We start from the raw sequence: 21,043 nt of genomic DNA on the forward strand, positions 1-21,043 counted from the left end.
GCCCGGAGATGATCCGGGAGAAGTGCCGTCATATTGTTCACATAAGCAACGGTCGAACGCGGTCAGTCCCCTCGCCCCTTTGGGGAGAGGGTTAGGGAGAGGGGAAAACCGGCAGATTCGCGGTGTTTTCAGCCCTCTCCCCCAGCCCCTCTCCCATGAATGGGAGAGGGGAGCCAATCGCGTGCATGCAGCATTCAAGGTAATGCCCAAGAACACCCAGGATTACCTCCGGGCTACGGCATCAGTTCATATTGATGATCACGTGCTCCTGCCACAGGCGCGGCAGGGCCTTGGAGGTGGCCTCCCAGGCAGCGGCATCCTTGATCGGCTGGACCTTGGCGTACTGCCCTTGCGGCAGCAGCTTGGCCTGCACCTCGGCCGGCAGCTCGATGTGCTCGGCACGGATCGGGCGGGCGTTGCCCTTGGCCAGGTTGATCTGCCCGGCGTCGCTCAAGATGTATTCGCGGGTCAGCTTGGCGGCGTTGGGGTTCTTCGCCCACTTGTTAATGATGGTGGTGTAACCGGAGATCACCGAACCGTCAGACGGGATCAGCACCTCGAAGCGCTCGGGGTCGATCTGGTCGCGGTAGCTCAGGCCGTTGAAGTCCCAGACGATGCCGACTTCCACTTCGCCCTTCTCCAGGGTCTGGATGGTCGGGTTGGCCAGCGACAGGCGACGCTGCATGGCCAGTTCGCCGTAGAAATCCAGGGCCGGTTGCACGTTGCTCTCGTTGCCGCCCATGGCGATGGCAGCCGCCAGTACACCGTTCACGGCTTGTGCTGCGGTGCTCACGTCACCGGCTGAGACCTTGTAGGTGCCGGTCTTGAGGTCGGCCCAGGAACGCGGGATGTCCTTGACCAGTTGCTTGTTGACGATAAAGGCGATGGAGCCGGTGTAGGCCAGCATCCAGTGGCCATCTTCATCCTTGGCCCAATCCGGAATCTGCGCCCAGGTGCTCGGCTTGTACGGCTGGGTGACACCCTGCTGCACTGCGATGGGGCCGAAGGCGGCGCCGACGTCACCGATATCGGCGGTAGCGTTTTCCTTCTCGGCGGCGAACTTGGCGATTTCCTGCGCCGAGCTCATGTCGGTGTCCTGATGCTTGAGACCGTAGAGGCGCGCCAGGTCCGCCCAGGTGTCTTTCCAGTTGGCCCAGCTGTCGGGCATACCCACGCTATTCACCGCGCCTTCGGCGCGTGCAGCCTGTTCCAGTGCCTGCAAGTCGGTGCCTTTGGCCATGGCGGAGGTCGCCAGGGCGATGGCCGAACCCATCAGTGAAGCCAGCAGCAGTTGTTTCATTGGAAACTCCTTTGCAGTGAGAGTGTTGGTCTAGATCAGCAATACCCGAGCCAATCTAAGCGCCTTCGGTGACAGTTTTATGTCCGGCCATGAGTGGCAGATGTCTAGGTGCAGTCAGCTGGCGCGCTCATCAAGCGTAGACCATGGATAAGTGGCTGATTTCGCGGGCCGTGAGTGGATGTGACGGTGGCATGCGGCGTGCTTGCAGCATGGCTGTCATCTATCAGTCATCTAGATTGCCTAGTCTTGTAGCCCATCTGAGCGAGTGATTGTTGCCCTGTAATGGGCTGGACTAGTCCAAAAGGGGAAGTGTTGATGCGCGAAGCAGCGCCGCGGGCCGTCACCCTCATCTGTAGCGCTTTGCAGGAGCAGATCGACCGTGGTTTGTTGCCTGCCGGCAGCAAGTTGCCGGCCGAGCGCAAACTCAGTGAGTTGTTCGATACCACGCGCATCACCCTGCGCGAGGCACTCGGCCAACTGGAGGCGCAGGGGCTGATCTATCGCGAGGAGCGCCGGGGCTGGTTCGTTTCGCCGCAGCGGGTGGTCTACAACCCGCTGGTGCGTACTCACTTTCATGCCATGGTTGCCGAGCAGGGGCGGGTGCCGGCGACCGTAGTGCTGAGTGCGCGCTTGATGCCAGCCAGTGCGCATATCTGTCAGGTGCTGGAGTTGCCGGCGTTGTCGAGCGTCTATCAGGTGTGCCGTGCGCGGCGTATCGACGGGCGTCTGGTGCTGTATGTCGAGCACTACCTCAACCCGGCCTACTTTCCCGGCATTCTCGAGTTCGACCTGACGCGCTCGCTGACCGACCTGTATGCCAGTGAATACGGTATTCGTTATGGTCGGGTGCGTTTCGAGATAGTGCCCACCGCGCTGCACGCCGAAGCCGCGGCCAGCCTCAAGGTGGCGGCGGGCAGCCCGGCGCTGCGCATCACCCGGGTCAATCGTGACCAGCATGGGCGCATTATCGACTGCGATCTGGAGTTCTGGCGCCACGACGCCATTCACGTCAGCGTCGAGGTCCCGGAGTAGCGGGTTGTGTCCGTGTTGTTGCCATCAGCAGATTATTGGCGACCCAGTGCCAGGCAGGACGGCTCGTAGTTCTGCTGGCAGGCACTCTGATACAGGCGCTGGGCCTGGTCAGGGTCGCGTGGTACGCCGCCTTCACCGCGACGGTAGAGGTTGCCCAGTACATGCTGTGCCATCGGGTTGCCCGCAGCGGCTGACTGGTTGAGGTACTTGAGCATGTCACGCTGGTTGGCGAACTCAGGGGCGTCGCGCCCGGTGTAGAGGTAGGCCAGGCTGACCGCCGCCATGGCATGACCCTTGTCGGCGGCCTGCTTCCACCAGTACTCGGCCTGCTTGAGGTTCTTCTCCGGCTGGCCGACGAAGTAGCTGCTGCCGAGCTGGAACTGGCTTTCCAGATCGCCACGGTGGGCCTGCTGGCGCAGTTGATCCTGCTCGGTCTGGGTGATGGGCTGTTCCACCTGTGGCTGTTTTTCCGGCGCGCTGGAGTCTGGTTCACGCCCGGCGCAGCCCGCCAGCAACGCGAGGGCGAGCAGGGCAGTGGTAGCGTGACGCAGGTTGATCGGGCTGGGCATGGCAGAAACTCCGTAGGCGGGAAACAGGGCAAGTCGCTATTAGGCTGACCCTGGCCACCATAGTTCGCTGTCGTTGATCAGTCTGTCGCGGTGCGACTTCACACTCGCGCCATGAACTGCAATCCTGAGCGCTGGTTTCGCTTACGAGGCAGTCATGAAGATCAGTGCGGATTTCGACAGTGGCAACATTCAGGTCGTCGATGCCAGCGACCCGCAACGCGTACTGCTGGCCATGCGGCCGGACCTCAACAGCCACCATTTCCAGTGGTTTCACTTTCAGGTCGAGGGCCTGCAACCTGGCCAGGGATATGGCTTCTGCCTGACCAATGCCGGGCAGTCGGCCTACAACCGCGCCTGGGACGATTATCAGGCGGTGGCCAGCTACGATCAGCAGGACTGGTTTCGCGTGCCCACCCGTTATCAGGACGGGCAACTGCACTTCGAGTTGCAAGCCGAGCACGAGTGCATCTGGTTCGCTTATTTCGAGCCTTACCCGCGAGCGCGGCATGAACGCCTGATCGCCAACGCTCTGGAGCGCGGTGCTGAACTGGTGGCCAGCGGCAGAAGCCTGGAAGGTCGTGATATCCAGCTACTGCGCATCGGTGGCCAGGCGGGCGCTGCGCGCAAACTGTGGGTCATCGCCCAGCAGCATCCGGGGGAGCACATGGCCGAGTGGTTCATGGAAGGGCTGATCGAGCGTTTGCAGAATCCGCAGGATGCCGAGATCGCCGCGCTGTTGGCCGAGGCAGAGTTCTATCTGGTGCCGAACATGAACCCGGACGGTGCCTATCGCGGTCATCTGCGCACCAACCATGCCGGGCAGGACCTCAATCGCGCCTGGCAGTCAGCCAGCTCGGAGCGCAGTCCCGAAGTGCTGTTCGTGCTGCAGCACATGCAGCGTATTGGCGTCGACCTGTTCCTCGATATCCACGGCGACGAAGAGATCCCTCACGTGTTCACCGCCGGTTGCGAGGGCAATCCGGGGTACACCCCACGGTTGGCTGCGCTGGAGGAAGACTTCCGCAGTCGTCTGGTTGGTATCGGCGCCGAGTTTCAGACCCGTTTCGGTTATCCGCGGGACGAGCCGGGTCAAGCCAACCTGACCCTGGCCTGCAACGCCGTCGGCCAGGCCTTCGATTGCCTGTCGTTCACCATCGAGATGCCGTTCAAGGACCACGACGACAACCCGCAGCCGCGCACTGGCTGGAATGGCGCACGCTCGCAGAAGCTGGGGCAGGATGTGTTGACCGTGCTGGCGCAGATGGTTGGGCGCTTGCGCTGAAACTGGGCGTGCCGGCTGATGGAGTGTAAGCCGGTGCGTACGGCGTCCCATGACCACCGTCGAGCTATACCGAGTACAGGCCCAGAACATCGAGGCCGAAACCGACGGTGCCTTGGGTGTAGCCGGAGCGGGCATCGAGAATGAAGCTCTGAGTCCAGCCTGAAGCCTGGCCCTGACCGCTCTGAGTCTGGTTTAGAAAGTTACGGTTGAAGTAGTAGTTGCGCAGGCCTAGGGTGACCTTGGCGTCTGCGACGAAGCCGGCAGCGTGCGTGGTGGTCGGCATAACCAGGGCCAGAGCCGTGCTGCTGAGCAGGGCCAATGGAATGATGTTGCGTGTGGTCATTGTTGTTGTGCTCCCAGTTTTTGAACGAACCATCCCCTGCCGGTCTGCATAAGGACCTGCATGATGGGAATGTTGTGTTTGCCCGTAGAGGGCGATAGCCCGGCCGAACGCGGCCGGTCATTGCTGGTGGCTGACGTCAGCCTCCGGCGAATCCGGTTCTATGGCGTGTGGCGGCGATGGATGCCGAGCAGGCTAGGGGCTGTTGTTGTTTTGCACTAACCATTTGATATATAAGAGAAAACTCGTATCTTTGCTGCTCTAGTCCATCATCGATACGAGTTTACAATGCCCCGATTATTGCTCAGTGATGAGCATTGGTCGAAGCTGCGGGAAATTCTGCTGAGCAAGGCCATCTACAACAATGGAATGGGTGTTCATTGATGGCTGCTATGCCAAGGCTCACCAACACAGTGCAGGCGCTGCCAGCGGCAACGATGAGGCCATAGGAAAAAGTCGAGCTGGCAATACCAGCAAGATTCACCTGGCAGTTGATGCTCATGGACTGCCCATCGAATTTGAAATTACGGGGGGCAAATCAATGATTGCACCCAGGCTCCCGCCTTGATTGCCAAGCTCCCGGAGGCAGAAACCATTGTCGCGGACAAGGGCTATGACAGCGAGAGAGTTCGGGAGCAGGTTGAGCAACAAGGGGCCAAGGCCGTGATCCCGAGAAAGCGTAACTCCGTGAAAGGCAACGCGGAGAGGTCTTTACCGCAACCGGCACTTGGTGGAGAACGCCTTCGCCCGGCTAAAGCACTACCAGGCAGTGGCATCTCGGTTCGACAAGCTCAAGAGAAATTACGAAAGCGTCGTGGCCATGGCCTGTGCCTTTCTCTGGTTACCTATGTGAAACGGCAACAGACCCTAACTGGGCTAGCGGCCTTGCAAAGCAGAGGGCCGATGGATGCAGCAGGTTACACACAGGTCGGTGCGACCGGTTCGTCATCAGTTCATGTCACTGTGCAATCGAGTGGATCTCTACTACGTTGCGTCTCCAGGTGTTGCGCTTTGCTGTTCAGCAAGGCTGATACTGTTCACCCTTGCTGAGGATCGCCCAGATAATCCGGGCATTCTTGTTCGCCAAGGCTACCGTGGCGATGTTCTTGTTGCGTCGGCACATTAGCTGGCTCAGCCAATCACTGCGCTTGTCCGTCTTGCTCTGGCAGTGCTTGAGCACTGAGCGCGATCCGTGGATCAGCAACGTGCGCAAGTATTTGTCTCCGCGCTCGTCATACCCTTGCAACTCTTCGCTCAACCCCCTCAGCAGCTCTCGCATCGAGCCAGGCATGCTGCTATCTGAATCATCGATCGCCCGACACAGTAGTTCGCGGGTTGCCGCAACGCCTTTGCGTGATTCGATCAAACCAAACTCGGCCAGCAACCCACGAACTTCGTTGACTGTAGTCATCTGTAGGGCGGGTGCAACCCGCCAGGGCTATGTGGCGGGTTGCACCCGCCCTACGAACTACGGAGCAGAGGGCGCGCGATGAGTGTAGGAGTCTCGCCCCGAGGCGAAGCTTTTGCGTTTTTTGACGCATTCGCCGCGAGGCGCGGCTCCTACAGAGCAGGGCTACGTCGCGGATCAGCCGCGGTAGTAGCGCTGCGGTACGAACGGGGTTTTAGCCACTTTCATCGCCACGCGCTTGCCGCGCACCACGGCCCAGACTTCGCTATCGATGGCCATGTGGCTGGCCTTGACGTAACCCATGGCCACCGGCGCGCCCAGGCTCGGGCCGAAGCCACCGCTGGACACCTGGCCGATCACGTTGCCGTCGGCATCGACGATTTCCGCGCCTTCACGCACTGGCACGCGCTCCTGCGGCAGCAGGCCGACACGCTTGTTCGGCACGCCTTCGCGTTGCTGGGCGAAGATACGCTCGGCGCCCGGGAAGTTGCCGGCGCGCTCGCCATCGGCACGGCGTACCTTGGAGATGGCCCACAGCAGGCCAGCTTCGATCGGCGTGGTGCTGGTGCTCATGTCATGGCCATAGAGGCACAGACCGGCTTCCAGGCGTAGCGAATCGCGTGCGCCGAGGCCGATGGCCTCGACTTCAACCTCGGCCAGCAGGCTGCGCGCCAGGGCTTGTGCCTGATCCACGGCGACGGAAATCTCGAAGCCGTCTTCGCCGGTGTAGCCGCTGCGGCTGACGATGCATTCGCTGCCCAGCAGGCGCACACGGGCAACCTGCATGAAGGTCATCTTGCTCACTTCCGGTGCCAGGCGCGCCAGAACCTCAGCCGCTTTCGGACCTTGCAGGGCGAGCAGGGCGCGCTCCTCGAACAGGCTCTCGATCTGGCACTGCTCGCCGATGTGCTTCTTCAGATGCGCCAGGTCCTGATCCTTGCAGGCGGCGTTGACCACCAGGTAGAGGGTGTCGTCACCCAGGTTGGCGACCATCAGGTCGTCGAGGATGCCGCCCTGGGCATCGGTGAACATGGCGTAGCGCTGTGTACCCAGCGGCAGATCGATGATATCCACCGGCACCAGGGTTTCCAGAGCACGTGCAGCGTTCTCACCACGCAGCAGGACCTGGCCCATGTGCGAGACGTCGAACAGACCGGCGGCCTCACGGGTGTGCAGGTGTTCCTTCATCACGCCCAGCGGGTACTGCACGGGCATGTCATAGCCGGCGAAGGGCACCATGCGCGCGCCGAGTTCGAGGTGCAGGGCGTGCAGCGGAGTCTTGGCGAGAGTTTCAGTGGTCATGTCGGTTTCCTGTTGGGTGCGCCGCGCGCACCGGTTGGGGCCGCCGTGCGGCCCGTGGTCAGTCGGGTATCAGTCAGCGTAGACCGGGTAGGTGGCGCACAGGTCGGCGACCTGGCCGCGTACGCGCTCGATCACGGCCGGGTTGTCCAGGTCGTCGAGGATGTCGCAGATCCAGCCGGCCAAGGTGCGGCATTCGCCTTCCTTGAAGCCGCGGGTGGTGACCGCCGGGGTACCGATGCGGATGCCGGAGGTGACGAACGGTGACTGGGGGTCGTTCGGCACGGCGTTCTTGTTCACGGTGATGTGGGCATCGCCCAGCGCCGCGTCGGCCGCTTTGCCGGTCAGGCCCTGCTTGACCAGACTGATCAGCATCAGGTGGTTGTCGGTACCGCCGGAAACCACGTCATAGCCGCGCTCGACGAACACCGCCGCCATGGCGCGGGCGTTGTCGATCACTTGTTGTTGGTAGGTCTTGAAGCCCGGCTCCAGCGCTTCCTTGAAGCACACCGCCTTGGCCGCGATCACATGCATTAGCGGGCCGCCCTGGGCGCCAGGGAATACGGCGGAGTTGAGCTTCTTCTCGATCTCCTCGTTCTTGCGCGCCAGGATTAGACCGCCACGCGGGCCACGCAGGGTCTTGTGGGTGGTGGTGGTGACCACATCGGCGAACGGTACCGGGTTCGGGTACAGGCCCGCCGCGACCAGGCCCGCAACGTGAGCCATGTCGACGAACAGCAGCGCGCCGACCTTGTCGGCGATGGCGCGGAAACGCGGGAAATCCAGCACGCGCGAGTAGGCCGAGAAGCCGGCGACGATCATCTTCGGCTTGTGCTCGACGGCCAGACGCTCGACCTCGTCATAATCGATCAGGCCGTTCTCGTCGATGCCGTACTGCACGGCGTTGTACAGCTTGCCCGAGGACGACACCTTGGCACCGTGGGTCAGGTGGCCGCCGTGGGCCAGGCTCATGCCGAGGATGGTGTCGCCCGCATTGAGCAGTGCGAGGTACACGGCGCTGTTGGCCGAAGAGCCGGAGTGCGGCTGGACGTTGGCGTAGTCGGCGCCGAACAGCTGCTTGGCGCGCTCGATGGCCAGTGCCTCGACCTTGTCCACATGCTCGCAACCACCGTAGTAGCGCTTGCCCGGATAGCCTTCGGCGTACTTGTTGGTCAGGCCGCTGCCTTGCGCCTCCATCACGCGCTGGCTGCAGTAGTTCTCCGAGGCGATCAGCTCGATATGGTCTTCCTGGCGCTGTTCTTCGGCCTGGATCGCCGCGAGCAGGGCGTCGTCATAGCCCTGCAGTTGGTCGTGCTTGCTGAACATGGTGAGGCCCTCTTTATCGTTTTTCTCGGGATGCAGTCGGCCCGCCCCGGTGAGGGGAGCCGAAAGGAATCGGGGTGGATGTAGCCCGGATGCAAACCGGGGCACGAGGTTATGTAGGAGCCGGGGGGCGCCCAGTCCTTGCCGGCGATGGCGGTTGCCGTGATCGCCAGCAAGCTGGCTCCTACAATATTTCACCGTGCTTACGCGTCCTGATACGCCTCGATGGACGGGCAGGCGCAGACCAGGTTGCGGTCGCCGTAGACGTTGTCCACGCGGCCGACCGGCGGCCAGTACTTGGCCTCGATCAGGGTCGCCAGCGGGTACACGGCCTGCTCGCGGCTGTAGGCGTGGTGCCAGTCGCCGACTAGTTCCAAGGCAGTGTGCGGGGCGTTCTTCAGCGGGTTGTCGTCTTTATCCAGACGGCCCTGCTCGACCGCGCGAATTTCTTCGCGGATGGCGATCATGGCGTCGCAGAAGCGATCCAGCTCTTCCTTGGACTCGCTCTCGGTCGGCTCGATCATCAGGGTGCCGGCAACCGGGAAGGACATGGTCGGGGCGTGGAAGCCGAAGTCGATCAGGCGCTTGGCCACGTCGTCGACGCTGATGCCGCTGCTGTCCTTGAGCGGACGGATGTCGAGGATGCATTCGTGCGCCACCAGGCCGCCTTCACCGGAGTACAGCACCGGGTAGTGCTCTTCCAGGCGACGGGCGATGTAGTTGGCGTTGAGGATGGCCATCTGCGACGCACGCTTGAGGCCATTGCCGCCCATCATGGTGATGTACATCCAGGTGATCGGCAGGATGCTGGCGCTGCCGAACGGCGCGGCGCTGACGGCACCTTCCTTGCGTGCCATGTGCGCATGGCCCGGCAGGAACGGCGCCAGGTGCGACTTGACGCCAATCGGGCCGACGCCCGGGCCGCCACCACCGTGCGGGATGCAGAAGGTCTTGTGCAGGTTCAGGTGCGACACGTCGCCGCCGAACTGACCCGGCGCGCAAAGGCCGACCATGGCGTTCATGTTGGCGCCGTCGATGTAAACCTGGCCGCCGTTGTCGTGGATGATCTGGCAGATCTCGCGGATACCTTCCTCGAACACACCGTGGGTGGACGGGTAGGTGATCATGATCGCAGCCAGACGATCCTTGTGCTCTTCGGCCTTGGCCTTCAGATCAGCGATGTCGACGTTGCCGCGTGCGTCACAGGCGGTCACCACCACGCGCATACCGGCCATGGAGGCGGTTGCCGGGTTGGTGCCGTGGGCCGATTGCGGGATCAGGCAGATGTCGCGCTGATCGTCGCCACGGCTCAGGTGATAGGCGCGGATGGCCAAGAGACCTGCGTACTCGCCCTGGGAACCGGCGTTGGGCTGCAGCGACACGGCGTCGTAGCCGGTGGCGGCGCAGAGCATGGCTTCCAGTTCAGTGGTCAGCTGGGTGTAACCCGCGGCCTGCTCGACCGGAGCGAATGGGTGCAGATTGCCGAACTCCGGCCAGGTCACCGGGATCATCTCGCTGGCGGCGTTGAGCTTCATGGTGCAGGAGCCCAGCGGGATCATGCTGCGATCTAGCGCCAGATCCTTGTCGGCCAGCTTGCGCAGGTAGCGCATCAGCTCGGTTTCGCTGTGGTAGCGGTTGAACACTTCGTGCTGCAGGATCGCCGACTGGCGCAGCAGGCCTTGTGGCAGGCGGCTGGCGATCTGTGCAGCGAGTTCGCTGACGGCAGGGGTGGCCTGCTCGCCGGCGAACAGGTTCAGCAGGGCTGTTACAGCCGCTTCGTCGGTAGTTTCGTCCAGCGACAGACCCAGACGCTCGGCGTCGATCTCGCGCAGGTTGATGCCGGCAGCACGGGCCTTGGCATGCAGCTCGGCGGTCTTGGCGCCGGTCTTGATGCTCAGAGTGTCGAAGAAGTGCTGCTGCTCGACGCTGTGGCCCAGCTTGGTCAGGCCCAGGGCGAGGATGGCGGTGAAACTGTGCACGCGCTGGGCGATGGCGGTCAGGCCTTTCGGGCCGTGGTACACGGCGTACATGCTGGCGATGTTGGCCAGCAGCACCTGGGCGGTACAGATGTTACTGGTGGCCTTCTCGCGGCGGATGTGCTGCTCGCGGGTCTGCATGGCCAGGCGCAGGGCCGGCTTGCCGAAACGGTCGACCGACATGCCGACCAGGCGGCCCGGCATATCGCGCTTGAACGCGTTGCGGGTGGCGAAGTAGGCAGCATGCGGGCCACCGAAGCCCAGCGGTACACCAAAGCGCTGGGCGCTGCCCAGGGCGACGTCGGCGCCGAACTCGCCCGGCGGGGTGAGCAGGGTCAGAGCCAGCAGGTCGGCAGCTACGGCGACCAAGGCGTTGGCGGCATGGAAACGCTCGACCAGGGCGCGGTAGTCGAAGATGTCGCCGTTGCTTGCCGGGTACTGCAGCAGCGCGCCGAAGTAGGCGCTGGCGTCAGTGATGGCGGCTTCGTCACCGACTTCGATGTCGATGCCCAGCGGCTCGGCACGGGTGCGCAGCACGTCGAGGGTCTGCGGGTGGCAGTGCTGGGAAACGAAGAAGGTGTTGGCAGCCTTGTTCTTCGACAGACGCTTGCAGAAGGTCATGGCCTCGGCAGCAGCAGTGGCTTCATCCAGCAGCGATGCGTTGGCGATCTGCATGCCGGTAAGGTCGCTGATCAGGGTCTGGAAGTTCAGCAGCGCTTCCAGGCGGCCCTGGGAAATCTCCGGCTGGTACGGGGTGTAGGCGGTGTACCAGGCCGGGTTTTCCAGCAGGTTGCGCAGGATCGGGCTCGGCGTGTGAGTGCCGTAGTAACCCTGGCCGATGTAGTTCTTGAACTGCTGGTTCTTCGCGGCGATGGCCTTGATCTTGGCCAGGGCGTCGGCTTCCGACAGGCCCGGCTGCTCGCCGAGGATGCTGGTGCCCTTGATGGACTCGGGGATCACCGCATTGGTCAGCGCGTCCACCGAGTCATAGCCGAGCAGTTGCAGCATGACTGCGGTGTCGGCATCGCGCGGGCCGATGTGGCGGGCGATGAATTCGTTCTGGGTATCGAGCTTGGTCATGGCGGTCACTCAGGCGTCGGCGTTGGCGTTCAACAGACGATCATAGCCGGCCTTGTCCAGCAGATCGGCCAGTACGGCGTTGTCGGCCAGGCGCATACGGAAGAACCAGGCCTTGTCCTGCGGTGATTCGTTGACCAGCTCCGGGCTGCCTTCCAGGTCAGCGTTGACCTCGACGATCTCGCCGTCCAGCGGCATGGCGATGTTACTGGCGGCCTTCACCGACTCCAGCACGGCCACTTCCTCGCCCTGGGCGTAGGACTTGGCTTCCGGCAGTTGCACATACACCACGTCGCCGAGCGCGTCCTGGGCGTAATGGGTGATGCCGACGGTAACCAGACCATCGTTGTCCAGACGCAGCCATTCGTGATCGGCGGTGAAACGCAACTCGCTCATGTCAAATCCTCAGAGGTAAAGGTGTCCGCTTCTAGGTGGCGGGCAGGTGGAAAGGTGATTGCAATGTGAGTGCCAATGATAAAAATGTTAATAAAATCAATAACTTAAATATATTCTGGGTATTCTCTAGTAGTAACCTGGAACGTTATCGTTACGAAATCGTGCGTCGTAAATGGAAAAGTCGAAGTCGCACCAGGCGCGGAGCGGCTTTCGCTCGATTGTTGCTTAATCGTTACGGTGTAATGATATCGATACGTCATCTGGCTGGAACCGCTCAAGGGCATTGGGGTCGGTAACTGGGAGGCTTTATAAACAAGGAGATAGATCAACCATGAGACCCCTGATCCCCCTGGCATTCGCACTGCTCGGCGCCACCAGCCTGCAGGCTAGCGAGACGGTCACCGTGACCCTCGAACAGGCCACCGAAAACGGCACAGGCGCGCCTGTCGGCACCGTGACCATCAGCCAGTCGCCCTATGGACTGGTGTTTACTCCCGATCTTCAGGGTCTGGAGCCGGGCGCGCATGGTTTTCACGTACACACCGAAGCCAACTGCAATGCAGCCGAAGTGGACGGCAAGCTGACACCGGCCGGCGCAGCAGGCGGCCATTGGGACCCGCAGAACGCTGGCCGCCACGGTTTCCCCTGGGAAGACGATGCCCATCTCGGCGACCTGCCGGCGTTGCTCGTCACCGAGGATGGCAGCGCCAGCCAGCCGGTGCTGGCACCGCGACTAAAGCGTCTGGAAGACCTGCATAACCGCTCGCTGATGATTCACGCTGGCGGCGACAACCACGCCGATCATCCGCAGCCGCTGGGCGGTGGTGGGGCGCGTGTAGCCTGCGGGGTGATCAAGGTACCGACCAGCACCACGCCGATTTGACTCAATGCCGAGAGCCGGGTGGGTTAGCGGCGCTGATCGATGAGCGATCTGGCAGCGCGGTCGTGGTGCGCCGCGTAACCCACCGGCGATATTCCGCGTTGCGCCGATGGTGGGTTACGGCGCATCTGAACCTGCGGGGTTGTCCGTATTCAAGACAAGCGCCTAACCCACCCTACAAGGGGGGGCGAAGGTGTCCAGGCGCGCAGTCAGAACCGTAGGGTGGGTTAGCGGCGCCAATAGGTGAGCTCTCAGACACTGCGGACGTGGTGCGCCGCGTAACCCACCTGGCGATAGTCCTGCGTTGTGCCAATGGTGGGTTACGGCGCAACGGACCGTGCGGGTTCATCAGGATAGGTGACAGGCACCTAACCCACGGAGCGAGTGCGTCAGTGCTTGCCCGGTATCCCGTACTTGCGCAGGCGTTTGGCGATGGCGGTGTGCGAGGTGCCCAGGCGCGCGGCCAGTTGACGGCTGGAAGGGTGGCTGTCGTAGAGCTTTTCCAGCAGCGCCTTCTCGTATTCGTCCATGGCCTGTTCCAGGCTGGCGACTGCCCCTTCCACCCTCGGCGCCACTTCGGTGCCGGCGATATCCAGGTCGTCCATCTCCACCCAGTTGCTGTCGCAGATGGCAGCCGCGCGGAAGATCACGTTCTGCAACTGACGCACGTTGCCCGGCCAGCGCCCGGCCAATAGCGCCGGGAAGGTAGCCGGCGCCAGGCGGCAGGGCAGGCGCTGGATCTGCGCGCAGGCCTGGGCCATGAAATGCTGGGCCAGCAACAGGATGTCCTGGCCGCGCTCGCGCAGCGGCGGCACTTCCAGGTTGAGGACGTTGAGGCGGTAGAACAGGTCTTCACGAAAGCTGCCTTCGGAGACCATCTTTTCCAGGTCACGGTGAGTGGCGCTGAGGATGCGCACGTCCACCTTCACTTCACGGTCGCCACCGACGCGGCGGAAGCTGCCATCGCTGAGAAAGCGCAGCAGCTTGGCCTGCAGATAGGGCGACATCTCGCCGATCTCGTCGAGAAACACCGTGCCCTGGTTGGCCAGCTCCAGCAGCCCTGGCTTGCCGCCACGTTGGGCGCCGGTGAAGGCGCCAGGGGCGTAGCCGAACAGCTCGCTCTCAGCCAGGTTCTCTGGCAGGGCGGCGCAGTTAAGCGCCAGGAAAGGCGCGGTGCGACGCACGCTGACGGTATGGCAGGCGCGCGCCACCAGCTCCTTGCCGGTACCGGTTTCGCCGTGGATCAGCAGCGGCGCATCGAGCGACGCCACACGCAGGGCGCGGGCCTTGAGCGCACGAATCGGTGCCGACTCGCCAAGCAGCGAGTCGAAGCCCTCGGCGTGATCATGATGCAACGCGGCCAGTCGCTGACCCATGCGGCTCGGGGCATAGAGAGTCAGCAGGCCGCCGGTCAGGCGACCGTCTTCGGTGATCGGTTGGGCATCGAGCAGCAGCGGCTGACCGGCGAAATGCACCTCGCGCAGCGGCTGATGAAAGCCGGCGGCAAGCAGCGATTGCTGCAACGCGTCATCGGCGAACAGCGCGGCGATGCTCAGGCCTTCGGGCGGGCGGCTGCACATGTCCACCAGCGCCGGGTTGGCCAGCAGCACGGTGGCGCGGTCGTCCACCGCCAGCACCGGGTCGGGCATGGCCGCGAGCAGCGCATCGAGCTGCAGGCGGCGGCGCTGGCCGGGCAGAATGTCCACCACCTCGACGCTCTGCACACCGTGCACCTGCAGCAACGCGCCGCGCAGTTCCTCGAGCACGGCGGCGCTCAAGGTGGGTGCGTCGATGTAGACGTTTGGCGGTACCATCTCCACCGCATCGAGGTTCAGATTACGCCCGCCAAGCAGCGCCAGGACTTCCTGGGTGATGCCGACGCGGTCGATGAAACTGACGTGGATGCGCATTGATGACGGTCGAAATGGGCGAACAGGCGGCAATTATGCCTGCTCTGCCCGATATGAGGAAAAGGGCAGTACCGTGAGCACAGAAAAACCGAGCCGTGCCGACTACCACCGTGAGCACCAGGTCCGTGCCGAAGCCGAGGCCCAGCGCCTGCTGGCGCGCAAGGCCGAGTTACAGGGGCGCTGGCTGCCCTGGGTAGCGCAGGAGCTGTACCTGCTCAGCCCGCCGGAGTTCGCCAACATGGTGCGCCGCGAGTTGCAGCGCCTGGCGTGAACGGCGAGCCGCATACCCACTGTAGGAGCTGCGCCCCGCAGCGAATGCGATCATTCAGGCGACAGAGAACTCAAGCGCTTCGCCCCGGGGCGGGGCTCCTACAGGAGCCTGAGGCACTTTCGACCCGTTCTGCCGAACTACGACCTACGCGCGCTTGCGCATACAGCGGCTCATATCCACTTTGCCCACATAGGGGTTGCCCCAGCCCATCACGCAGGCCACCTGCTGGTTACGCTGGCGCTCCCAGGGTTCGGCCGGGTAGGTCTTGCTCCAGGCCTCGAACAACTGGCGATCCTGTTTCGACAGGCGCAGTTTGTAGCGGTCGGCCATATAAAAGTAGGTGCGCGCGATCATCCCGCGAATGGCGGTGCGTGGCATCACCTTGCGTGCCTTGAAATCCACCACCGTCTGGCACTGACCATACTGATGCGGCTTCTGTGGCAGCCAGGCGAAGCTGTAGTTGCTGCGGTCGCCGTTCACCTCACCAATACTCGGTACCAGGTTGTGCAGGTCAGCCTCGGCCTTGCGAAATTGCGCATCGTTGGCTGCGCAGTTCTTGCGCCCGCCTTTCTGCCAGCACTGGCGCTGATGGCCGATCACCCAGGCCGGGACGATATGTTCCCACTCGATGCGCTGGGCGCGATTGGCGTTCTTGCGCGGCGTGTAACCACAGGAACGCAGATCGACCCGATTGCCGCTGTACTTGCAGCCGCAGTAGAACTCGGTGGCTTGCTGGGCATACAGCGGCCACGCCAGGCGCTTGGCCTCGGCGAAAGTGGCGGGTGCAGCGTGCAGGGAAAGCGTTGTGAAACAGCAGAGCAGGGGCAATAAGCGTCGAATCATGGGGCGGCAGAGTAGCCGTCACGGATTGCCTTGTGAAGTTAAAACTTTATGTTTTTCAGTGGCTTATATGATGGAAACAGGCCTTTGATAATGGCCTCTTGCCGCGCCCTGGCTCAGCCCAGCGAGGCTATCTGCGCGAGTAGTTGCTGCGGGCCGTCATACAACGGCTGTCCGGCAATCACCAGCGTCTTACCAGCGGACTTCACCAGTAATTGCGGCACGCCACCGGATGGCAGCGCCTGCATGGCCTGCTGGGCCAGGGCTACGCGGCGCTCCGTGGTTTCGGCGAGGGTATGGTCGTTTCGCAGGCGCGCGGCAAACTCGGCGGCGTTCAGGCTGATGTTGGCTTCGCCTGCGATCTCCACGGCGATCCGCGCGACCGCTTCAACGTGGCTGGTGTCCACCCCATCGATGTAGCGGGCGAGCTGGGCGGCGTGCAGCAGCCGTGGTTCCAGGGCCGCATGCTGTTCAGCCAGCGCCGTCAGTGCCCGTGTCAGCGGCGTCGAATCGAACACCCCATCGGCGGCCTGCAGCACCTGGGTACGGTAGCTTTCTGTGAAGCGCTGGCCGGTGAGCGCGGCGATGCGCTGGTCGTTCTGCCAGGCAAAATCAGCAATACCCGCAATAGGGCGCGGCTGCATGAACAGCCCGATGGGCATCATCTGTAGCGCCGCGCCATGGCGTTCGGCCAGTGCCGTCAGGGCGGGTGCGCTGGTATAGCACCAGCCGCAGAGCGGGTCGAAGAAATACTGCAGTTCGAGGTTGTGCGTGGTCATGGGCGAGTTCTCCTGTGCGCCCAGTCTAGCGTTGCGTCATGCGTGGATATACCGCGTGACAGGCGCAGCTTTGTTGCGCAAATCGCGCAGGTCAGTGGCTAACCGAACCTCGGCAAGCGCTGATCTTCCTCGCCCTGCTCGGCTTCCGCTCGTCAGGCAGGCTGCACGCGGATCGCTGCAGTCGCCTGAACGGCCCGTGTCATCAGGCAGCGCGTACCTTGAAGAAGCTCACCTTGTCGGTCAGGCGGTTCGCCAGGGTGGCCAGCTCCTGGCTGGAGGCCGCCACCTGCTCCGAACCGGCCGAGGTTTCCAGAGTCGCGTTGTGGATGCGGCTGATGTTCTGGTTGACCTCCTCGGCGACCGCGCTTTGCTGTTCCGAGGCGCTGGCGATCTGCGTGTTCATGTCATTGATCGCGGTCACCTCATCGCTGATCTTGCTCAGCGCCTGCTCGGCCAGCAGCGTTTGCTCGACGGTCTTCTGCGCCAACTCGCGGCTCTCGAGCATCACCTCTGCAGCCTTGCTGGCGCCCTCCTGGAGCTTGGCGATCATGCCGCGAATTTCCCGTGTTGAGTCCTGAGTACGGGTCGCCAGGGAGCGCACCTCGTCCGCCACCACGGCGAAGCCACGGCCGTGCTCACCGGCGCGGGCAGCCTCGATAGCCGCATTGAGCGCCAGCAGGTTGGTCTGCTCGGCGATGGAGGTGATCACCTCGATGATCTTTTCGATGCTCTCGCTGTCGGTGGACACCTGCTGCACGCTTTGCGTTGCACTCTCCAGAGTGCGCGCCAGGGTCTGGATGGCGGCTGCCGTCTCGTTCACCACACGATTGCCAATGGTCACCTCGCCGCCGGCATTGCGTGTGGCGGCGGCTGCGCTGGCGGCATAGTTGGCCACCTCGCTGACCGTGGCGGCCATCTGGTTGATCGCCGTGGCCATTTGCTCGGCCTCGCTTGATTGCAGGCGAATCTGCTGGTTGTTGCTATCGGACGTGGCCATCAGCTGATCCGACGAGTGAGTCAACTCCGTTGCCGCGCTGCGTACCTGCGCGATGGTGTCGCTCAGGTGGCGCACCATGTTCTGCAGGTCCGCCATTACGCTATTCGGATACTGCGTTTCGATCTGCTGATCGAGCTCGCCCTTGGCCAATTGCTGGATCACCTGCGCAACCCTGTGCGGCTCGGCGCCCAGGGTCGATTTCAGCTTGTTGATGATCACCAGGCTGATGCCCACGCTCAGCAGCAAGGCGGCGCCCGTGACCAGCAGAATCAGCAAACGGAAGCCACCGGCCACTTCGCGCACCTGGCCCAGATCCTGGCTGATCACCTCTTCCTGGTGATCGATAAAGGCATTGATGTGCTTGAGCCACTCGCTGTACGCCGGAGACACACGTTCCAGCAACAAGGGTAGCGCCGCCTGATTGCCGTCACGGCGCAGGCTGATCAACTGCTCGGTCAGCGCCAGCGTGCTGCGCTCGATGGTCTTGATGTTCTCCAGCAGGCGCTGTTCCGCTGCCGTGGGCGCCTGTTTCGCCAGCAGCGTTTCCATGGCCTGCGCCGATTCCTGATAGAAGCGATCAAGACGCTGGATCTCGCCCAGGTGCCCGGCCAACGCCGCCCCATCACCATCCAGTACCGCATCGCGAATGGCGATGGCGCGATCATGCACGCTGCCGCGAAAGTTGATCGCGTAGCGCTGCTTCAGCGCGGCGCCATCTCTGACGGCGGTCAGCGTCTCGTCGATGAAACCGACGCGCTGCACACCGATGAGCGTGATCAGAATCATCAGCGACAGCACCAGGCCAAAGCCCAGGCTCAGACGCTGAGCAATACTCATGGGGGAATTCATGCGGTTACTCCTCAAGATGCAGACAACGCCGCGCGGCTTGCGCGATTCACACACCCGATCTGCTGCAGCCTTGTACATGATTTTCTGTTTGTATAGCTATTAGGGCTTTTCAATGGGCAAGCTTGATGAAGCTAATTGATGGCAATTTGCCGCTCTAGGCCGGGATTCTTGGCTAGATATGGATCAGATTAGAGGCCTGGCGAGGAGCGTGCCTGGTGATGAATGACGTGCTTGCGGGGGCTGAGCGTTGTAAAAGGAACGTCGGAATCTTGTACAGGATGGTCGCCGAGTGGAGCGATTACAGGCCAGGGAGCTGGGGTGATCAAAGCCGTTTAAGCACCAGAGAAGCAAAAGCCCCGTCAGTGATGACGGGGCTTTTGCTTGGCTGTCTGGAGCGGGTGATGGGAATCGAACCCACGGCTCTAGCTTGGGAAGCTAGGGTATTACCATTATACGACACCCGCAGCGGGTGCCTTTATACCGGAACCTGCGGCGGAAATGAAGCGCAAAGCACATCCGCTCCGCGCTCGGTGCCTCTCATACCGCCATCGCCTGGAGGTCGCGCAGGTCGCCTTTGACTGGCAGTTGCAGGCGTTTGCTGGGGGCGTTGAAGAAGTCCAGCAGTACGCGTTGGCTCTGCAGCCAGGCGGCCTTGTGTTCCATGTCGAGGAAGTGGCCGGCATCGTCGATCACGGCGAACTGGGCGTGGTCGATGTGCTGGGCGAACAGGCAGGCGTCTTCCACCGAGGTGTATTCGTCACGGTCGCCGTTGACGAATATCAGTGGGATGTCGATGGCCTGCAGGCATTCCTTGCCGCAGTTCGCTTCCATGCTCAGCACCTGCTTGATGTGCGCGTACATCTGCCGATATTCGTGCTCATCCAGGGTGCTGATGTGTTTGTGGTTGAAGCGCTTGAACAGCGACGGCAGGTGCTTGCCGATGGTGCTGTTGACCAGCAGGGCGACGTTGTCGCGATCCACCGCGTTCAAGAAGCGCAGGCCCTTGTGCAGGTAGTCGAGCATCGGCACGTTGAGGATCGGCGAGAAGGAGCAGATGGCGGCCTTCTCCAGCGTCGCCGGGCGTTGGGCCAGGGCGAGCATGGAGGCGACACCGCCCCAGGAGAAGGACATCAGGTAGTTGGCACCGTAGAGGTCGATCAGGTGCAGCAGGATCGCCGCTTCATCTTCCTTGCTGATGGGCGTGAAGTCGCTGTTGTACGGTTTCGACTGGCCGGCATAGGGCAGGTCGAAGGCCACTACGTTGAACTGCGGCTGCAGGTATTTGACCGTTTGCGTGAACGAGGCGGTGGTCGCCAGAGAGCCATTGACCAGGATGATGGTCTTGCTTGCTGCCGGGTTGCCGTAGAACTCCGTGTGTACCTTGTGCTTCCTGTTGATCTCGACGACTGCGGTTTCTGGCCTCATGTCGTTTCCTCCTGGCGCAAGTGAGCGTGGCGAGCGGGCGACCGTTCGCGCTGGATTGAGCAGTTAGAAAAGCGCCTGAGCGTGACAGCATGATGTCAGGCTGGAGATTTTTATAAGTATAGGAATTTCAAGCAGTTAGGGTCGAAACAGGCGAGCGCTCCAGGCTTTTTAAGGGCCATGGAGAGGGCGGTGTTACCAGGCAGGAATCCAGTCGGCGCAGGGCGCCAGCAACTGTAAAAAACACTTCGCTGTCTTTCTGTGACCGTATGGTCACCTGAAGACTTATGGTTCGATTCAAGCAGCTAGCTTGCAGCTGTGCAAGGGTAAGTCACATCTTTGTAGCCGATTGGCGCTGCCGTTGGTCGGGTAGTCAGGTTCAGGCGCAGGATGGCGATCAAACGCTGGCGATTTCTGCATCCGTCAGTGCGCGGTATTGGCCGGGGGCGAGCTGCGGGTCGAGAACGATTTCGCCCATGCGTTCGCGGTGCAGGGCGACGACGCGGTTGCGGAAGTGGCCGAACATGCGCTTGACCTGATGGTAGCGGCCCTCGAACAGGGTCAGCCGGGCTTGGTGGCTGCTCAGTACCTCGAGCTGGGCGGGCAGGGTGGTGAGGTCTTCAAAGGCGAAGTACAGGCCTTGGGCGAAGACCTCGGCGTACTCGGCGGTAATCGGCTGTTCGGTGGTGACGTGGTAGACCTTGGGCTTGCGCTGCTGCGGCTGGGTGATGCGCCGCGACCAGCGCCCGTCGTTGGTGATCAGCAGCAGGCCGCTGGTGTTCAGGTCGAGGCGGCCGGCCAGGTGCAGGTCGTGCTTGTCCGGTTCGTCGAGCAGATCGAGGACGGTGCGGTGTTCGTCGTGCTCGGTGGCACTGACCACGCCGACCGGTTTGTGCAGCATCCAGTAGCGCGCGCTGCGTCCGGCTTGCAGCAGCTCGTCGTCCAGCTCCACGCGTTGGAAGTCGCGCACCTCATGGCGCGGGTCGTGAACCACCGCACCGTCCACACGCAGCCGCCCAGCACTGATCAGCAGGCGGCTGTCCTGGCGGCTGAAGCGGGGGAAGTTGCTGAGGAAGCGATCCAGGCGCATGGC

General features: G+C 62.6%; 17 protein-coding genes, 1 tRNA gene and 2 pseudogenes. 5 read left to right on the forward strand and 15 right to left on the reverse strand.

Annotation, left to right across the window (positions count from 1 at the left end; all coding sequences use genetic code 11):
• Positions 1 to 241: 241 nt before the first annotated feature.
• On the reverse strand, positions 242 to 1,300 hold the full coding sequence (locus tag PSOLE_RS10065; protein WP_074859347.1) for an ABC transporter substrate-binding protein: 1,059 nt from the start codon (positions 1,298 to 1,300) through the stop codon (positions 242 to 244).
• A 315-nt stretch (positions 1,301 to 1,615) separates the two neighbouring features.
• On the opposite strand from PSOLE_RS10065, the gene PSOLE_RS10070 reads away from it, so the two are divergent.
• On the forward strand, positions 1,616 to 2,332 hold the full coding sequence (locus PSOLE_RS10070) for a UTRA domain-containing protein (RefSeq protein ID WP_074859350.1): 717 nt from the start codon (positions 1,616 to 1,618) through the stop codon (positions 2,330 to 2,332).
• A gap of 32 nt (positions 2,333 to 2,364) precedes the next feature.
• Here the strand turns inward: PSOLE_RS10070 and PSOLE_RS10075 are convergent, their stop codons facing one another.
• Positions 2,365 to 2,901 (reverse strand): tetratricopeptide repeat protein, encoded by a 537-nt coding sequence (locus PSOLE_RS10075; protein ID WP_074859353.1) that lies wholly within the window; start codon positions 2,899 to 2,901, stop codon positions 2,365 to 2,367.
• A gap of 154 nt (positions 2,902 to 3,055) precedes the next feature.
• On the opposite strand from PSOLE_RS10075, the gene PSOLE_RS10080 reads away from it, so the two are divergent.
• The gene (locus tag PSOLE_RS10080; protein ID WP_074859357.1) at positions 3,056 to 4,183 is read left to right on the forward strand and encodes a M14 family metallopeptidase; all 1,128 of its coding nucleotides are present in this window, start codon (positions 3,056 to 3,058) and stop codon (positions 4,181 to 4,183) included.
• A gap of 67 nt (positions 4,184 to 4,250) precedes the next feature.
• Here the strand turns inward: PSOLE_RS10080 and PSOLE_RS10085 are convergent.
• A pseudogene (locus tag PSOLE_RS10085) lies at positions 4,251 to 4,526 on the reverse strand (OprD family outer membrane porin); the annotation flags it as partial.
• 561 nt (positions 4,527 to 5,087) lie between these two features.
• Here PSOLE_RS10085 and PSOLE_RS25130 point away from each other — a divergent pair.
• Positions 5,088 to 5,573, forward strand: a complete 486-nt coding sequence (locus PSOLE_RS25130; protein ID WP_394341117.1) for a transposase — start codon at positions 5,088 to 5,090, stop codon at positions 5,571 to 5,573.
• Here the strand turns inward: PSOLE_RS25130 and PSOLE_RS25135 are convergent.
• The 5 genes and pseudogenes from PSOLE_RS25135 to gcvH all read right to left on the reverse strand — a co-directional run.
• Positions 5,542 to 5,925, reverse strand: a pseudogene (locus PSOLE_RS25135) (IS110 family transposase); the annotation flags it as partial. The gene PSOLE_RS25130 and the pseudogene PSOLE_RS25135 overlap by 32 nt on opposite strands.
• Before the next feature lie 183 nt (positions 5,926 to 6,108).
• Positions 6,109 to 7,233, reverse strand: a complete 1,125-nt coding sequence (gene gcvT / locus PSOLE_RS10100) for a glycine cleavage system aminomethyltransferase GcvT (RefSeq protein ID WP_004423615.1) — start codon at positions 7,231 to 7,233, stop codon at positions 6,109 to 6,111.
• A 69-nt stretch (positions 7,234 to 7,302) separates the two neighbouring features.
• Positions 7,303 to 8,556 (reverse strand): serine hydroxymethyltransferase, encoded by a 1,254-nt coding sequence (gene glyA, locus PSOLE_RS10105; RefSeq protein ID WP_004423616.1) that lies wholly within the window; start codon positions 8,554 to 8,556, stop codon positions 7,303 to 7,305.
• 200 nt (positions 8,557 to 8,756) lie between these two features.
• On the reverse strand, positions 8,757 to 11,609 hold the full coding sequence (gene gcvP / locus PSOLE_RS10110) for an aminomethyl-transferring glycine dehydrogenase (protein WP_074859360.1): 2,853 nt from the start codon (positions 11,607 to 11,609) through the stop codon (positions 8,757 to 8,759).
• Positions 11,610 to 11,618: 9 nt separating this feature from the next.
• On the reverse strand, positions 11,619 to 12,002 hold the full coding sequence (gene gcvH / locus PSOLE_RS10115) for a glycine cleavage system protein GcvH (protein WP_074859363.1): 384 nt from the start codon (positions 12,000 to 12,002) through the stop codon (positions 11,619 to 11,621).
• A 331-nt stretch (positions 12,003 to 12,333) separates the two neighbouring features.
• On the opposite strand from gcvH, the gene sodC reads away from it, so the two are divergent.
• The gene (gene sodC, locus PSOLE_RS10120; RefSeq protein ID WP_004423621.1) at positions 12,334 to 12,885 is read left to right on the forward strand and encodes a superoxide dismutase family protein; all 552 of its coding nucleotides are present in this window, start codon (positions 12,334 to 12,336) and stop codon (positions 12,883 to 12,885) included.
• A 386-nt stretch (positions 12,886 to 13,271) separates the two neighbouring features.
• On the opposite strand, the gene PSOLE_RS10125 is transcribed toward sodC, so the two are convergent.
• Positions 13,272 to 14,792, reverse strand: a complete 1,521-nt coding sequence (locus PSOLE_RS10125) for a sigma-54-dependent transcriptional regulator (RefSeq protein ID WP_074859366.1) — start codon at positions 14,790 to 14,792, stop codon at positions 13,272 to 13,274.
• Between the two features lie 73 nt (positions 14,793 to 14,865).
• Between PSOLE_RS10125 and PSOLE_RS10130 the strand changes: the two genes are divergently transcribed.
• A complete protein-coding gene (locus PSOLE_RS10130; protein WP_039964449.1) occupies positions 14,866 to 15,063 on the forward strand; it encodes a hypothetical protein in 198 nt (65 codons plus the stop codon).
• Positions 15,064 to 15,207: 144 nt separating this feature from the next.
• Here the strand turns inward: PSOLE_RS10130 and PSOLE_RS10135 are convergent, their stop codons facing one another.
• The 6 genes from PSOLE_RS10135 to PSOLE_RS10160 all read right to left on the reverse strand — a co-directional run bounded on the left by PSOLE_RS10135 (position 15,208) and on the right by PSOLE_RS10160 (position 21,040).
• Entirely contained in the window at positions 15,208 to 15,906 is a 699-nt protein-coding gene (locus PSOLE_RS10135; protein ID WP_074859369.1) for an endonuclease, read from the reverse strand.
• Positions 15,907 to 16,019: 113 nt separating this feature from the next.
• Positions 16,020 to 16,682: a DsbA family protein gene (locus tag PSOLE_RS10140; RefSeq protein ID WP_074859372.1), complete on the reverse strand. Its 663-nt coding sequence runs from the start codon at positions 16,680 to 16,682 to the stop codon at positions 16,020 to 16,022.
• A 202-nt stretch (positions 16,683 to 16,884) separates the two neighbouring features.
• On the reverse strand, positions 16,885 to 18,528 hold the full coding sequence (locus tag PSOLE_RS10145; RefSeq protein WP_074859375.1) for a methyl-accepting chemotaxis protein: 1,644 nt from the start codon (positions 18,526 to 18,528) through the stop codon (positions 16,885 to 16,887).
• A gap of 390 nt (positions 18,529 to 18,918) precedes the next feature.
• Positions 18,919 to 18,992, reverse strand: a tRNA-Gly gene (locus PSOLE_RS10150).
• 73 nt (positions 18,993 to 19,065) lie between these two features.
• Complete coding sequence (locus PSOLE_RS10155; RefSeq protein WP_074859378.1) at positions 19,066 to 19,953, reverse strand: alpha/beta fold hydrolase; 888 nt, start codon at positions 19,951 to 19,953, stop codon at positions 19,066 to 19,068.
• Positions 19,954 to 20,347: 394 nt separating this feature from the next.
• Positions 20,348 to 21,040: a pseudouridine synthase gene (locus PSOLE_RS10160; RefSeq protein WP_074859381.1), complete on the reverse strand. Its 693-nt coding sequence runs from the start codon at positions 21,038 to 21,040 to the stop codon at positions 20,348 to 20,350.
• Between the last annotated feature and the right edge of the window lie 3 nt (positions 21,041 to 21,043).

It is taken from the genome of Pseudomonas oleovorans subsp. oleovorans (assembly GCF_002197815.1).
In the GTDB taxonomy this organism is placed as follows: domain Bacteria; phylum Pseudomonadota; class Gammaproteobacteria; order Pseudomonadales; family Pseudomonadaceae; genus Aquipseudomonas; species Aquipseudomonas oleovorans.

What these genes read in the sequence shown, in the direction of transcription:
- PSOLE_RS10065 (WP_074859347.1), bottom strand. Translation starts at nt 1,300, where the DNA reads ATGAAACAACTGCTGCTGGCTTCACTGATGGGTTCGGCCATCGCCCTG.
- PSOLE_RS10070 (WP_074859350.1), top strand. Translation starts at nt 1,616, where the DNA reads ATGCGCGAAGCAGCGCCGCGGGCCGTCACCCTCATCTGTAGCGCTTTG.
- PSOLE_RS10075 (WP_074859353.1), bottom strand. Translation starts at nt 2,901, where the DNA reads ATGCCCAGCCCGATCAACCTGCGTCACGCTACCACTGCCCTGCTCGCC.
- PSOLE_RS10080 (WP_074859357.1), top strand. Translation starts at nt 3,056, where the DNA reads ATGAAGATCAGTGCGGATTTCGACAGTGGCAACATTCAGGTCGTCGAT.
- gcvT (WP_004423615.1), bottom strand. Translation starts at nt 7,233, where the DNA reads ATGACCACTGAAACTCTCGCCAAGACTCCGCTGCACGCCCTGCACCTC.
- glyA (WP_004423616.1), bottom strand. Translation starts at nt 8,556, where the DNA reads ATGTTCAGCAAGCACGACCAACTGCAGGGCTATGACGACGCCCTGCTC.
- gcvP (WP_074859360.1), bottom strand. Translation starts at nt 11,609, where the DNA reads ATGACCAAGCTCGATACCCAGAACGAATTCATCGCCCGCCACATCGGC.
- gcvH (WP_074859363.1), bottom strand. Translation starts at nt 12,002, where the DNA reads ATGAGCGAGTTGCGTTTCACCGCCGATCACGAATGGCTGCGTCTGGAC.
- sodC (WP_004423621.1), top strand. Translation starts at nt 12,334, where the DNA reads ATGAGACCCCTGATCCCCCTGGCATTCGCACTGCTCGGCGCCACCAGC.
- PSOLE_RS10125 (WP_074859366.1), bottom strand. Translation starts at nt 14,792, where the DNA reads ATGCGCATCCACGTCAGTTTCATCGACCGCGTCGGCATCACCCAGGAA.
- PSOLE_RS10135 (WP_074859369.1), bottom strand. Translation starts at nt 15,906, where the DNA reads ATGATTCGACGCTTATTGCCCCTGCTCTGCTGTTTCACAACGCTTTCC.
- PSOLE_RS10140 (WP_074859372.1), bottom strand. Translation starts at nt 16,682, where the DNA reads ATGACCACGCACAACCTCGAACTGCAGTATTTCTTCGACCCGCTCTGC.
- PSOLE_RS10145 (WP_074859375.1), bottom strand. Translation starts at nt 18,528, where the DNA reads ATGAATTCCCCCATGAGTATTGCTCAGCGTCTGAGCCTGGGCTTTGGC.
- PSOLE_RS10155 (WP_074859378.1), bottom strand. Translation starts at nt 19,953, where the DNA reads ATGAGGCCAGAAACCGCAGTCGTCGAGATCAACAGGAAGCACAAGGTA.
- PSOLE_RS10160 (WP_074859381.1), bottom strand. Translation starts at nt 21,040, where the DNA reads ATGCGCCTGGATCGCTTCCTCAGCAACTTCCCCCGCTTCAGCCGCCAG.